9 protein-coding genes are annotated in these 13,805 nt (G+C 75.0%); 4 read left to right on the forward strand and 5 right to left on the reverse strand.

All coding sequences use genetic code 11. The annotated features are described in order from the left end of the window. Positions 1-45: 45 nt before the first annotated feature. Positions 46-2,565 (forward strand): SpoIIE family protein phosphatase, encoded by a 2,520-nt coding sequence (locus JNO44_RS12115; RefSeq protein ID WP_205363814.1) that lies wholly within the window; start codon positions 46-48, stop codon positions 2,563-2,565. Positions 2,566-2,850: 285 nt separating this feature from the next. Next, positions 2,851-3,840: a lytic polysaccharide monooxygenase auxiliary activity family 9 protein gene (locus tag JNO44_RS12120; RefSeq protein WP_205363818.1), complete on the forward strand. Its 990-nt coding sequence runs from the start codon at positions 2,851-2,853 to the stop codon at positions 3,838-3,840. Between the two features lie 32 nt (positions 3,841-3,872). Here JNO44_RS12120 and JNO44_RS12125 read toward each other — a convergent pair whose 3' ends face one another. Then, positions 3,873-4,340 carry an Lrp/AsnC family transcriptional regulator gene (locus JNO44_RS12125; RefSeq protein ID WP_067353352.1) on the reverse strand — a complete coding sequence of 156 codons (468 nt, stop codon included), beginning with the start codon at positions 4,338-4,340 and terminating at the stop codon, positions 3,873-3,875. 80 nt (positions 4,341-4,420) lie between these two features. On the opposite strand from JNO44_RS12125, the gene JNO44_RS12130 reads away from it, so the two are divergent. Continuing rightward, positions 4,421-5,713: an APC family permease gene (locus JNO44_RS12130; protein WP_275695746.1), complete on the forward strand. Its 1,293-nt coding sequence runs from the start codon at positions 4,421-4,423 to the stop codon at positions 5,711-5,713. A gap of 91 nt (positions 5,714-5,804) precedes the next feature. On the opposite strand, the gene JNO44_RS12135 is transcribed toward JNO44_RS12130, so the two are convergent. The 3 genes from JNO44_RS12135 to JNO44_RS12145 all read right to left on the reverse strand — a co-directional run bounded on the left by JNO44_RS12135 (position 5,805) and on the right by JNO44_RS12145 (position 11,513). Next, the gene (locus JNO44_RS12135) at positions 5,805-6,662 is read right to left on the reverse strand and encodes an esterase/lipase family protein (protein ID WP_205363825.1); all 858 of its coding nucleotides are present in this window, start codon (positions 6,660-6,662) and stop codon (positions 5,805-5,807) included. A gap of 226 nt (positions 6,663-6,888) precedes the next feature. Then, positions 6,889-7,941 carry a DNA polymerase Y family protein gene (locus tag JNO44_RS12140; RefSeq protein WP_205363828.1) on the reverse strand — a complete coding sequence of 351 codons (1,053 nt, stop codon included), beginning with the start codon at positions 7,939-7,941 and terminating at the stop codon, positions 6,889-6,891. Continuing rightward, the gene (locus JNO44_RS12145; RefSeq protein WP_205363837.1) at positions 7,938-11,513 is read right to left on the reverse strand and encodes a DNA polymerase III subunit alpha; all 3,576 of its coding nucleotides are present in this window, start codon (positions 11,511-11,513) and stop codon (positions 7,938-7,940) included. Before JNO44_RS12145 ends, JNO44_RS12140 begins: the two co-directional genes overlap by 4 nt. A gap of 184 nt (positions 11,514-11,697) precedes the next feature. Here JNO44_RS12145 and JNO44_RS12150 point away from each other — a divergent pair, with 184 nt between their 5' ends. Continuing rightward, positions 11,698-12,786: a DUF3533 domain-containing protein gene (locus JNO44_RS12150; RefSeq protein WP_205363839.1), complete on the forward strand. Its 1,089-nt coding sequence runs from the start codon at positions 11,698-11,700 to the stop codon at positions 12,784-12,786. A gap of 155 nt (positions 12,787-12,941) precedes the next feature. On the opposite strand, the gene JNO44_RS12155 is transcribed toward JNO44_RS12150, so the two are convergent. Further along, a complete protein-coding gene (locus tag JNO44_RS12155; RefSeq protein WP_102923784.1) occupies positions 12,942-13,712 on the reverse strand; it encodes an SDR family NAD(P)-dependent oxidoreductase in 771 nt (256 codons plus the stop codon). Positions 13,713-13,805 lie beyond the last annotated feature (93 nt).

Raw genomic sequence — 13,805 nt, forward strand, 5'->3', positions numbered from 1 at the left:
GCAGGGCCGTCGCGGGGCCTTGCGCCGGCATTGGAACGGTCTTGTATGAGTGCCTCCCCGAGCAACCGCCTCCCCGGAGACGGAGCCTTCGACCTCACCCGGACCGCCGTGGTGATGGCCGATCGGACGGGGGTGGTACGGGGCTGGACCGCGGGCGCCGAGCGGCTGCTCGGTCATCCGGCGTCATGGGCCGTCGGCCGTCCGCTGGCGGAGCTGTTCGCCCCGGCGAACCCGCAGGCGGCGTCCGGGCAGCGGGTCTGGGCGGACCGGCTGGCGGCGGAGGGCGGCTGGAGCGGGCTGGCGGCGGTGCGCGACCGCGCGGGTCGGCGGCTCGACCTGGAGGTGCGGGTGCTGCCCGTGCTGGCCGGCGGGGAACCCGCCGCGCGGCTGGTGCTGGCCTCGGAGATGGCCCGGACGCCCTGGTCGGGGGCGGTCCGGTCGCTGCTGAACGGCATCCTGAGGGTGTCGCCGATCGGGGTGGCGATGCTCGACCGCGAGCTGCGGTACGTCTGGCTGAACGACGCGCTGGAACGGATGGGCGGCACCGCGCGCCCCGATCGGCTGGGCAGGCGGCTGGGCGAGGTGCTGCCGGGCCTGGCGGTGGAGTCCGTCGAGGCGGAGATGCGGCGGGTGCTGCGGACCGGGGTGCCCTCTCTGGGCTACGAGTACCTCGGGCGCCCGGAGTCCGATCCGCAGCGCGAGCACGCCTACTCGACGTCCTTCTTCCGGTTGGAGGACGAGTCCGGCGGGGTGCTCGGCATCTGCTACATGGTCCTCGACGTCACCGAGAGCTACCGCGCCCGGCAGCGGATGGCGCTGCTCAACCGCGCCGGGGAGCGGATCGGCGGTTCCCTGGACGTCTGGCAGACCGCCCAGGAACTGGCGGACGTGGCGGTCCCCGACCTCGCCGACTTCGTCACCGTCGACCTGCTGGAGGCGATGCTCACCGGTGAGGAGCCCGCGCCCGGGCCGATCGAGCCCGCCACCCTGTTCACCATGCGCCGGGCCGGTCAGCAGTCCGTGCGGGAGGGCTGCCCGGAGGCGGTGATCGCGGTCGGGGAGCGGGCCGCCTACCCGCCGTCGGCGCCGGTGGTGCTGAGCCTGACCGAGGGCGAGTCGGTGCTGGTCCCGGCCCTGGACCTGGACCGGGCCGACTGGGCGGCCGACGATCCGGTCCGGGCCGGGCAACTGCGCGCGCTCGGCTTCCACTCGCTGATGGTGGTGCCGCTGCGGGCCCGGGGCAACTTCCTGGGCGCGGCGGCGTTCGCGCGCTGGCGGCCCACCGGCCCGTTCCACCCCGACGACCTGGTCCTGGCCGAGGAGTTCGTCACCCGCGCGGCGAGCTCCATCGACAACGCCCGCCGGTACACCCGGGAGCACGCCGCGGCGCTCGCCCTCCAGCGCAGCCTGCTGCCGCGCGGCCTGCCCGAACAGAGCGCGGTGGAGGCGGCGTACCGCTATCTGCCGGCCGATTCGCGATCCGGGGTGGGCGGCGACTGGTTCGATGTGATCCCGCTGTCCGGGGCGCGGGTGGCGCTGGTGGTCGGCGACGTGGTCGGGCACGGGGTGCACGCCGCGGCCACGATGGGCCGGCTGCGCGCCGCCGTACAGGCGCTGGCCGATCTGGACCTGTCCCCCGAGGAGGTGCTGGCCCACCTGGACGACATGGTCAACCGGGTCGCGCACGACGCGCACAGCGACGACGGGGTGATCGGGGCGACCTGCCTGTACGCGGTCTACGACCCGGTCGGCTGCTCCTGCACCCTGGCCCGGGCCGGGCACCCCGCGCCGCTGCTGGTCGGTCCGGCGGGCGGCTGCCAGGTGCTGGAGCTGCCGACCGGGCCGCCGCTGGGGCTGGGCGGGATGCCCTTCGAGTCCGTCGAACTGCCGCTGCCCGAGGGCAGTTTGCTGGCGCTCTACACCAACGGGCTGCTGCTGGGGAAGGCGCTCGACCTGGACGGCGGGATCACCCGGCTGCGGACCGCGCTCTCCGATCCGCAGGCCCCGTTGGAGGAGATCTGCGAACGGGTCGTCAGCTCCCTGCCCGGCACCCGGCCGGTGGACGACGTGGCGCTGCTGCTGGCCCGCACCCGGGCGCTGCCGCAGGAGCAGTTGGCCACCTGGGACATCCCCGCGGACCCGTCGGCGGTCGGCGAGGCCCGTCGGTCCGCCGCCGACCAGTTGGCCCGGTGGGGGCTGACGAGGCTGGAGTTCTCCACCGAGCTGATCGTCAGCGAACTGGTCACCAACGCCATCCGGCACGCCTCCGGACCGATCGGGCTGCGGATGATCCGGGCGGAGTCGCTGATCTGCGAGGTCTCCGACGGCAGCAGCACCGCGCCGCACCTGCGGCACGCCCGGACCACCGACGAGGGCGGCCGGGGGCTCTTCCTGATCGCCGGGTACGCCCGGCGGTGGGGCGCCCGCTACACCCCGCAGGGCAAGTTCATCTGGGCCGAACTCCCGCTGGACGCCGGCCCCGACGCCGCCGCGGAGGCGTTCGGCACACTCGCCGACGGCCTCGACTGCCCACCGACCGGCCCACGTTCCGGCGCCCCCGCTTAGACGCTCCTTACCCGTCCCTTAACGGCGCCATAAGGATCCGCCGGATCGGCCTTCGGGCCTCAAATCCGCTGCTCAGGGCGGCTAGCGTCAGCTCCGCACGGCGGGTTCGCGGGCCGGCCGGTGCCGTTCGCCGGAGGGCGGCACCGGTGCCGTTCGCCGCCCGACCCCCCACCGCCCGCCGCCCCTCCGCGCGCGGCGCACCGCCCCGCGCTCCCCCGGGAGCAGGGACCCCCTCGGTGCGCCGCGCGCCCGCAACCGACACACCCGATGAAGGAGACCCCCACGATGACCGCTCGCCGCAACGTCACGGTGCTCGCGCTGCTCGGCGTCGCCCCCGTGGCGCTCACCGTGCTCACCGCGACCCCGGCCGCCGCGCACGGGTCGATGTCGGACCCGGTCAGCCGCGTCGCGGCCTGCTACGCCGAGGGCCCCGAGCACCCCGAGTCCGCCGCGTGCAAGGCCGCCGTGCAGGTCGGCGGCGCCCAGGCGCTCTACGACTGGAACGCCGTCCGGGACGGCAACGCCGGCGGCAAGTCGAAGGAGCGGATCCCGGACGGCAAGCTGTGCAGCGCCGGCAACGACGAGTACAAGGGGCTGGACCTGCCGCGCGCCGACTGGCCGTCCACCCCGATGAAGGCGGGCAAGCACACCTTCCACTACAAGGCGACCGCGCCGCACAGGGGCACGTTCGAGCTGTACCTCACCAAGGACGGCTACGACCCGAAGAAGCCGCTGAAGTGGTCGGACCTGGAGGCCCGGCCGTTCGCGAAGGCCACCGACCCGACGCTGACCAACGGGGAGTACGTCTTCGACGGCACCGTGCCCGCCCGGTCCGGCCGCCACCTCGTCTACAGCATCTGGCAGCGCTCGGACAGTCCGGAAGCCTTCTACACCTGCTCCGACGTGGTCTTCGGCAAGGACAACGGCGGCGCCGGGAGCACGTCGGCACCCGCGCCGACCGACCGGCAGATCGCCGCGGGCGCCAACAGGTCCTCGATGGACATGAGCCACCACGACCACGCCATGGGCGGCGACCGGCCGGCCGGCGCCCAGGCCCCGGCTGCCCCGGCTGCCCCTTCCGCGGATGCCGGTTCCGGCGCGGGCGGGCCGCACCCGGACGGCGCGGGGCGGCCGGTCGGCGGGAAGCACCTGGCCGAGACCGGTGGCGACGGCAGCACCGCGCCGCTGACCGTCGGGGGCGCCGCGGTGCTCGCCCTGGGTGCCGGGGTGCTGTTCCTGGCCACCCGCCGCAAGGCCGCCCGCCACCAGGGCTGAGGTCGCCCGCCGCTGCCGCCCGTCCGGTCCCGTCAGGGCCGCTCGGGCGGCAGCGGCTCGATGATGTCGTTGGCGACGTGCTGGTAGATCACCGAGCTGCGGCAGTCGACGACTTCGCGGCGCTTGAAGATCCGGTCCATCAGCAGGGCGTGCAGCCGGTCCACGTCCGGGACGGCGACGTGCACCAGGAAGTCGTCGCCGCCCGCGACGACATAGACGGTGAGCACCTCGGGCAGGGAGGTCAGGAACGCCTTGAACCGCTCGATCACCTCGCGGTTCATGGGCCGGATCCGGACCGTCAGCAGCGCCTGTACGGGGCGGTTGAGGGCGCGCAGGTCCACCGTGGCGCGGTAGCCGGTGATCACCCCTCGGGCGCGCAGGGCGCGGACCCGCTCCAGACAGGTGGAGGGGGCGATGTTCAGTTTGCCGGCCAGTTCGCGGTTGGTCTGCCGTGCATCGCGCTGCAGTTCCCGGACAATCGCCGAATCAATGTCGTCCATGCCCCCATGGTGCCCGTCGCCGTCGAATTTCGTTCGGCGGTAGCCCCGTTTGATCAACTTTCCGGCTAGCGTCTGCGGCCGTGTCCGTACAAGAAACATCTCTCACTGCTTCTGCGCGGCCGGATGTACGGCGGCTGGGTATCGGGGGCGGTACCGCGCTGTGCGCCGGCGCCGTCCTGGGTCCCGGTGTGCTGACGCTGCCGTCGCTGGCCGCCGCCGCGGCCGGTCCCGCCTCCCTGCTGGCCTGGGTCGTGCTGCTGGCCATGTGCGTGCCGGTGGCCGCCTCGTTCGCGGCGCTGGGCGCCCGGTACCCCGACGGCGGCGGCGTGGCGACCTTCGTGCACCGGGCGATCGGGCCGCGGGCCGCGGCGGTGGTCGGGTGGTGGTTCTACGGGGCGGTGCCGCTCGGCGTGGTCTCGGCCGCCTGGATCGGCGGCACGTACGTGGCCGACGCGGCCGGTTGGGGCCGGATGGGTGCGGCCGTGGTCGGCGCCGTGGTGCTGGTCGGCGCGCTGGTCTCCAACGCGGTCGGGCTGCGGATGTCGGGCCGGGTCCAACTGCTGCTCGGCGGGCTGCTGGCGGCGGTGCTGCTGTGCGCGGTGCTGGCCGCCGCGCCGCGGGTGTCCGCGGCGCACTTCACGCCGTTCCTGCCGGGCGGCTGGGCGTCGGTGGGGTCGGCGGCCTCGGTGCTGTTCTTCGCGTTCGCCGGGTGGGAGGCGGCCAGCCACCTCTCCGGGGAGTTCGCCGATCCGGTGCGGGACCTGCCGCGGGTGACCCGCCGTACGCTCGCCGTGATCACCGTGCTCTACCTGGGGCTGGCGGTCACCACCATCGGGGCGCTGGGGCCGGCCGCCGCCCGGACCGACACCCCGCTGACCGCGCTGCTCGAACAGAGCGTGGGGACCGCCGCCCGCCCGGTGGCGGCAGCGGCGGCGCTGTTCCTCACCTTCGGGGCGGTCAACTCCTATCTGGCCGGGGCCTCCCGGCTCGGCGCGGCGCTCGGCCGGGACGGCGCGGCACCGCGCTGGCTGGCCAAGGGCGGCGCGCCGGGCGAGGTGCCGCGCCGGTCGCTGGCGGTGCTGGGCGTGGTGGCGGCGGGGCTGGCGGTACCGGCCGCCACCGGCACCGCCGACCTGGACCTGCTGATGCGGGCCACCGCGACCTGCCTGGCCGCGGTGACCCTGGCGGGGCTGGCCGCCGCGCTGGTGCTGCTGCCACGGCGCACCCCGCTGTGGTTCGGCGGGCTGGCCAGTGCCCTGCTGACCGCGGGGGTGCTCGCCTTCTCCGGGTGGCTGCTGCTGATCCCGGTGGCGCTGGCGGTCGCCGCGGTCGGCTTCCTGACGCTGCGCCGGACGGGCCGGGGCACCCGCTGAACCGCGGGCGGGTGCGCCCGGCCCGCCGTCCCGGCCCGCACGCCGACCGCGGGCCGGGATGGCGCAGGGTCCGGCTCGCGGCCGGGCGGCCCTAACTCGCGGCGGAGGCGCAGGTGGTCGGGGTGGCGTGCGCCGGGTCGAGCGCGTTGGCCGTCTCGTGGAAGGCGATCCGGTCGAGGGTCCCGATGGCCACGTGCTCGGAGAGGTCGACCGCGCACAGGTCCTGGAGCATGACGTTGTGGACGTCGGGGCCGTTGAGGAACCCGGAGGCGTAGGGCGTGACGACCTCGTCGTACCGGGTGGCGATGACGGTGTAGTGGATGCCGGGGACGGTGTCGCCGCCGGCGTTGAGGCGGTTGAGGAGGTCGGAGCCGGTGGCCTGGTCGGTCAGCCCCGGGGTGAACTTGTCGAGGTACTGCTTGGCGCCGGGGAAGAGGTCCAGCAGTTTGGTCAGGCCGCTGAGGGTGGTGCCGTGGTTGTCGGGGGCCAGCCCGACCAGCGTGTGCACCTTGTCCGCGCCGCCGTGGAACTTCAGGTAGACCCGCGGCATCATGCCGCCCTGCGAGTGCCCGACGAGGTCCACCTTGTCCGAGCCGGTCGCGGCCCGCACCTGGTCGACGTACGTGGCGAGTTGCTGTGCCGAGGCGTCGATCGGGCCGAGCCCGTGGAAGATCGGGACGCCGGGCAGTTGGCCGTAGTCCAGGGAGAAGACGCAGTAGCCGCGGGCGACCAAGTAGGGTGCGAGGCCGACCCAGTTGTCGATGGCGTTGCCGAAGGTGCCGTGGACGAGGACGACGGGGCGGGGGTGGGCACTGGAGGGCTTGCAGGAGAAGTCGTTCCATCCGCTGCTGACGGTGGGGGACGCCGCCGCGGGGGTTGCCGTGGTGAGACCCAGGGCCAGGGCGACCGCCGGGAGGGCGGCGCGCAGTCTCGACCAACGCAGCTTCATACGGTGCTCCTTGCGGGGTGAGGGGACTCCGAGGTGCTCGGTGAGCCGTTCACCTGCGATCCGGATCGCAAGGGCCAACGTGGTGACTTGCAAGTAAGTTACGGGCGGGTAAGCACGGCGTACCAGTGGCGTGACGGTGAAGGAAGACGCACCGGATCCGCACCGCATGACCGGGTGCGCAACTCCGGTTGTGTGTCGGGGAAATGCCGGCCGACGGCGGCGGCGCCTACGAGCGGGCCGGGCGGCGCGGCGGGGTCCGCCCCGGGGCCGGTCCGAACGTCCCGGCGGGACGTACTGCCGTGGCGCCGAAGCGGGCCCGGGCGCGATCGACGGCCGCTTCGATGCGGTGCGCCTTGTCGTCGACGGGGTCGAAGGTCAGCTGGCGGGCGGCGCGTTCGGCGCGGCACAGGTCCTCGGCCCGCAGGGCCAGCGTGCGCACCCGGGCCCGCTGGAGGCCGAGTGCGGCGTGCAGCGCGTAGGCGGCCGCGGTCAGCGCGGGGCCGTGTGCGGTCGGCGCGTCCAGCCGCCGGGTGCGGGTCGTGGTGGAGCGGTCGGCGTAGCGGACGGTGAGGGTGAGCGCGCGGGCCGCCGCTCCGCTCGCCCGCAGCCGGGCGCCGAGTTCGTCGGCGAGCGAGAGCAGCGCCCGGCGGCGCCGGTCCGGGTCCAACTCGTCGTGGGCGAAGCGGTGTTCGGCGGCGATCGAGCGGGCCGCCGCGTTGGGGGTGACGGGGCTGGGGTCGATTCCGCGGGCCCGTTCGGAGACCGCCCGGCCGGCCCTGGCACCCAGGATCCGCTGGAGGGTGGCGGGCGGGGCGGCGGCGATCCGGCCGATGCTGTCGAGCCCGTAGGCGGACAGCGCGCGGGCGGCCGCCGGCCCGACGCCGTACAGCGCGGAGGCCGGGCGGCGGTCGAGGAAGGCGGCGACGGCCCGGGGGTCGGCGGGCACCGACCGGATCCCGCCGGGCGGGGCGTCCTGGGCCGCGATCCGGGCGAGCTGCGGGTTGTCGCCGACGCCGATGGTGCACCGCACGCCGTGCCAGGCCAGCGCGCGCAGCCGGATCAGCGCGGCGATGCCCACCGCGTCCCGGTCGAAGTAGCGCAGCGCGCCGCGGACGTCGGCGAGCGCGGCGTCCGGCGGCAGCGCCTGCACGACGGGGGTGAACTGGCCCATCAGGCCGAGCAGTTGCTCGTACTGGCGCGCGTCTACGGGCCCGTCGGCGGCGGTCCGGAAACGGACGTACAGCGTGCCGGGCGACCGCCGGGCGCCGGGCGGGGTCATCCGGCGCTCCCGGGGCTGGCGTGCCACAGCCTGCGGCCGGTGGCGGCGCGTTCACCGGGCGGCTGGAGGTCCGCCCACGGGTGCATCTCGTAGCCGGTCTCCAGGCGGATGGTGCGGCCGGGGCCGGCAAGGGGTGCGGCGTCGGCCGCTCCGGTGAGGGGGGCCTCCCCTGTTCGAGCGGATTCGAGAACGTGGGGAACGGCGCCCGCGTCGGACGGCTCCGGCGCGGCGGCGAGCCGGGCGGTGACCGCCTCCAGGCCGCCGGTGCGGCGGAGTTCGGCCAGTTCGGCGAGGTTCCAGGCGGCGCTGCCGACCACGCTGAGACTGCGCGGGCCGCGCCGCTGGACCGTGCCGCGCACCAGCAGCAGCCAGGAGTGGAAGACGGTACGGGCGCACGCCGCAAGGGGGCTGGGGGTACCTCCCAGGCCCCCCGGGCCTGGGGGAGCGTCGAAGAAGGCGCAGTCGACCAGGCCGGTGCTGTCGTCGAGGGTGGTGAAGATGACCCGGCGGCCGGAGCGGATCGGCGGTGTTTGGGTGGCCGCCTTGGCCCCGGCGACCAGCACCGTCTCGCCGTGCCGGGCGTCGCGCAGCCGCCGGGCCGGCACCGCGCCGAGTTCGGCGAGGAACTCCCGGTGATCGGCCATCAGATGGCGGGAGGTGTCCATGCCGAGGACGCCCAGTTCGGCGCTGAGCCGTTCCACGTCGTCGAGGTCGGGCAGGCCGGCCGGCTCGACCGGCTCGACCTCCATCCGGTCGTCCAGGTGGAGCGTCAACTGCCCGCCGGGGGCGCCGTGTCCGTGCCGGTGCAGTTCGGCGAGGTGCAGCAGCAGGTCCCGGCGGTTGGCGCCGAAGGCGTCCAACGCGCCGACCCGGGCGAGGCGTTCGGCCACCGGGCGGCTCGGCCGGGCCCGCTGCCAGAGGTCCTGGAGCGAGCGGTAGGGCTGACCGTCCGCGATCCGCCGGGCCTCGACCTGGCTCATTCCGTACACGTCGGAGAGGGCCAGCCGCAGCCCCCAGGTGTCCGGAGCACCCTCCATACCGGACACCAGTTCGATCCGGTGGGTGACCGCCGACCGGTTCACGTCCAGCGGCAGCACCGGCACCCCGCGCCGCCGGGCGTCGGCGAGCAGCAGCCGCTTGGGGTACATCCCGGGGTCGTGGGTGAGCAGCCCGGCGTAGAAGGCCGCGGGATGATGCGCCTTGAGCCAGGCGGACTGGTAGGTGGGCACCGCGAACGCCACCGCGTGCGCCTTGCAGAAGCCGTACGCGCCGAACGCCTCGACGATCTCCCAGGTGTGCGCGATGACGTCGGGTGCGTATCCGCGCCGCTCGGCCCGCCCGGCGAACCAGGTGCGCACCCGGCCCTGCTTCTCCGGGTCCGACAGTGCGCGCCGCTGCTCGTCCGCCTCGTCCCGCCGGCATCCGGTCATGATCCGCAGGAACTCGATGATCTGCTCGTGGAACACCACCACCCCGTAGGTCTCGCGCAGCGGTTCCTCCAGGTCGGGGTGCGGGTAGCGGACGGCCGCGCGGCCGTGCCGGGCGTCGATGAAGGGGCGCACCATGTCGGCGGCGACCGGGCCCGGCCGGAAGAGCGAGATGTCGACGACCAGGTCGTGGAAGGTGGTGGGCTGGAGCCGGCCGACCAGGTCGCGCTGCCCGGGCGACTCGATCTGGAAGCAGCCCAGCGTCTCGGTCGAGCGGATCAGGCCGTAGGTGGCCGGGTCGCCGGGCGGCACCTGCGCCGGGTCGTCCAGGTCGAGGCGGACCCCGGTGGCCCGGCCGATCTCGGCGACCGCGTGCGCCATCGCGGACTGCATCCGCACGCCCAGCACGTCGAGCTTGAGCAGCCCGAGGTCCTCCACGTCCTCCTTGTCGAACTGGGACATCGCGAACCCCTCGCCGCTGGTGGGCACGACGGGGGTGCGGTCCAGCAGCGTGGCGTCGGAGAGCAGCACCCCGCACGGGTGCATGGCCATCCCGCGGGGCAGCGCGTCCAGCGCCTCCACCAGCTGCCACAGCCGTTCGTCGGCGCCCTCCCGCACCCCGCGCAGTTCGGGGAGTTCGGCCAGCGCGGCGCGGGCGTCCCGGGCCCGGATGTGCGGGAACGCCTTGGCGAGGTGGTCCACCCGCGCCGGGTCCAGGCCGAGCGCGGCGCCCACGTCCCGCACGGCGTGCCGGACGCGGTAGGTCTCGGGCATCGAGACGGTCGCCACCCGCTCGGCGCCGAAGCGGTCGAAGATCGCGTGGTAGACCTCCAGCCGGCGGGCCGACTCGACGTCGATGTCGATGTCCGGCAGCGCGGCCCGCCGCTCGGACAGGAACCGCTCCATCAGCAGCCCGTGTTCGACCGGGTCGGCGTGGGCGATGCCCAGCAGGTGGTTGACCAGGGACCCGGCGCCGGAGCCCCGGGCGGCCACCCGGATCCCCCGCTGCCGGATGTCGTCCACGACCTGAGCCACCGTCAGGAAGTACGAGGGGTAGCCGAGCCGTTCGACGGTGCGCAGTTCGTCGTGCAGCCGGGCCCAGCGGGTGCGGTCGCGGTCGTAGCCGCGCAGCACCATCGCGGCGGCGCAGCGGGAGCGCAGCACCCGGGCGGCGGTGCGGTGTTCGGCACCGACCAGCCGGGGCTCGGGGAAGTGGATGCGGCCCAGCCCGATGTCGTCCCGGGGGTCCACCAGGCACTCCCCTGCGGTCTGTTCGGTCATGGCGAGCAGCCGGTGGGCGAGGTCGCGCCGGTGGCCGGCCGCCTCGGCGATCCGCTCGGCGGTGCGGCCCATCGCGGCGGCGCCCTTGAGCCAGCGCTCGCCGCTGTCCCAGGTCTCGGGGCGGTGCCGGTCCACCGGCACCAGGCGGCGGGCGGAGTCCAGCACGTCGGCGACCGGGCCCTGGCCGGGGTCGGCGTAGCGGACCGCGTTGGTCAGGACGGCGCGGACACCCTGGTCGACGGCGAAGCCGAGGGTGCGGGCGGCCAGCCGCGGGGAGCCGGGGCCGCCGCCGGGGCGGTGGTGGTGGTCGACGACCTCCAGGCGGAGCGCGTCGCCGTACCGCTCGCGCCAGGGGGCGAGGAGCTCCGCGGCGCGGTCCGGGCGGCCGGCGGCCAGCGCCCGGCCGACCTCGGAGTCCGGTCCGAGCAGGACGGTCAGCCCGTCGGTGGCGGAGTCCAGGGCGCTCCAGGGGGCGACGGGCCGGGCGGGGCGGGTCGCGTGGGCGGCCGAGACCAGTCGGCACAGGGCGGCCCAGCCGGCGGCGCCGTCCCGGGCCAGGAAGACGGCGCGGGCGGCGGACTCGTCGAGGAAGGCGCCGCCGCGCACCGGGGTGCGGGGGCGGGTGGCGGGCCGGGGCGCCGGTTCCCGCTCTGCGACGGCCAGTTCGGCGCCGAACAGGGGGCGGACGCCGGCCTCGGCGGCGGCCTTGGCGAACCGTACGGCGCCGGAGAGCCCGTCCCGGTCGGTCAGCGCGAGGGCGTCCATCCCGCGCTCGGCGGCGCGCTCGGCCAGCCGCTCGGGGTGGGAGGCGCCGTAGCGCAGCGAGAAGCCCGAAGCGGTGTGCAGATGCGTGAACCCGGGCATCCGCACCTCCTGCACCTCATACGCCCCCGGCTGTATTCGCGTCCCTCGTTTCACTTCCTCCACCATAACGCTTCTTTCGAACATCCGTACGAACACACGCCCGGAGATCACGGCGACCGGGAGATATCGACCGAAAGGGATATAAAGCCCCTGAACAGCTGCGAATCCCAGAACGGAGCGGCGCATGGCCACGACCGACGACGGCACCCGCCCCACCCTCGTCGAGGAGGTGAAGAGCGCGGTGACGACCCGGGCGGCGCTCCTGGTGATCGGGGTGCTGGGCCTGATGGTCGCGTTCATCACGTCGTACGCCGGCGCCTTCCACCGCCCGAAGCCGGACCGGGTGCCGCTCGGCGTGGTCGCCCCCGCCCAGGTCCGCGCGGAGTTGGTGCGCACCCTCGACCTGCTCCCGGGCGCGCCGCTGGACCCGCGCCCGGTCGCCTCCGAACAGGCCGCCCGGCGCCGGATCGAGGACCGCACCCTCGACGCCGCACTGCTCGTCGACCCGCACGGCACCACCGACCGGCTGCTGGTCGCCAGCGGCGGCGGCGCCTCGCTCTCGCAGGCGGTCGAGGCGGTGGTGACGGCGGCCGAGAAGCAGCAGCGGCGGACCGTGCACACCGAGGACGTGGTCCCGGCCGACGCCGGCGACGGCCGCAGCCTGTCGTCCTTCTACCTGGTCGTGGGGTGGTGCGTGGGCGGCTACCTGTGCGCCGCGATCCTGGCGATCAGCGCCGGGGCGCGCCCGGCCAACCGGCAGCGGGCGGTCATCCGGCTGGCCGCGCTGGCGCTCTACGCGATCGCCGCCGGGCTGGCCGGGGCGCTCGTGGTCGGCCCGGTCCTCGGCGCGCTGCCCGGCAGCCTCTTCGGACTGTGGGGGCTGGGCGCGCTGACCGTCTTCGCGGTGGGCGCCACCACCCTGGCCTTCCAAGGGCTGCTGGGCATCATCGGCATCGGCCTGGCGATCCTGGTGATCGTGGTGTTCGGCAACCCGAGCGCGGGCGGCGCCTATCCGTATCCGCTGCTGCCGCCGTTCTGGCGGGCGATCGGGCCCGCGCTGCCGCCGGGCGCCGGCACCTGGGCGGCGCGCTCGATCGCGTACTTCCGGGGCCAGGCGCTGACCGGACCGCTGCTGGTGCTCTCCGCCTGGGCGGTGGGCGGTGCGCTGGTCACCGTCGCCCTGGCGACGCTGCACCGGACGGCCGACGAGCGGGCCGACGGCGAGCGGGCCGACGACGGGACGGCCGGCGCCGGGGAGCGTCCGCCGGCCTGAGCCCGGGCGCCCGGCACGAACGAGAAGCGCCCCGCGCCTGCCACGCCCCTCCCGACGCGGCACGCACGAGGCGCCGTTGCCCATTCTCCCGCCCGGCCGGCGCGACCCGCGGGTGATCCCCTACGGGCCGTCAGTTCCCGGCCATCGCGGATCCGTCACATGTGCGTGCCGCCGTCGATGCGGATCTCGGTGCCGGTGATGAACGCGCCGTCCTCCGACGCGAGCATCGCGATCACGCCGGCGACGGTCTCCGGGCCGGCGAAGCCCTGCCCGATGGCCGGGGCGAGCTTCATGAACAGGCTCATGTCGGCGTCCTCGGGCAGCCCCGGACCGCGGCCGGTGGTCATGTTGCTGGCGATCGAGCCCGGCGCCACGCACACCGCCCGCAGCCCCTGCTTGCTGTACTCGCTGGCGATGGCGTGGGTCATCGACTGGACGCCGCCCTTGCTGGCCGCGTACGCCGCCATGTACGGGTGGGCGAACGAGGCCGAGGTGGAACTGAAGTTGACGATCACCGGCGCCTGCCCCTCCAGCAGGGCCGGCAGCGCCTCGCGGATCATTAGGAAGGTGCCGGTCAGATTGACCGAGACGACCTTGTTGAAGAACTCCAGCGTGGTCGCGTGGGTGTGCGCGGAGCGCAGGATGCCGGCCGCGTTGACCAGCACGTCCAGCCCGCCCAGGTGCGCCACCGCGGCGGCCACGCCGGACCGCACCCCGGCCTCGTCCGCGATGTCCAGCCGCGCGGTCTCCAGGCGGTCGGCGACGCCGTCCGCGGCGGCCCGCTCCGCGGTGGCCGCCAGGCCCGCCTCGTCGACGTCCACCGCGACGACCCGGCCGCCCTCGGCGAGGATCCGGTGGACGGTGGCCTGCCCGATGCCCGAGCCGGCGCCGGTGATCAGTGCGCGGCGTCCGTCAAAGCGGTTCATGGTGCTGCTCCGTTCGTGAAGTGCCTCTGGGGGCTCAGTCCGCACCGTACGCCCACTTGGCACAATGTGCCATATTCGCACTGCATGCCGATG

Source organism: Streptomyces noursei (assembly GCF_016917755.1).
Lineage (GTDB): Bacteria > Actinomycetota > Actinomycetes > Streptomycetales > Streptomycetaceae > Streptomyces > Streptomyces yunnanensis.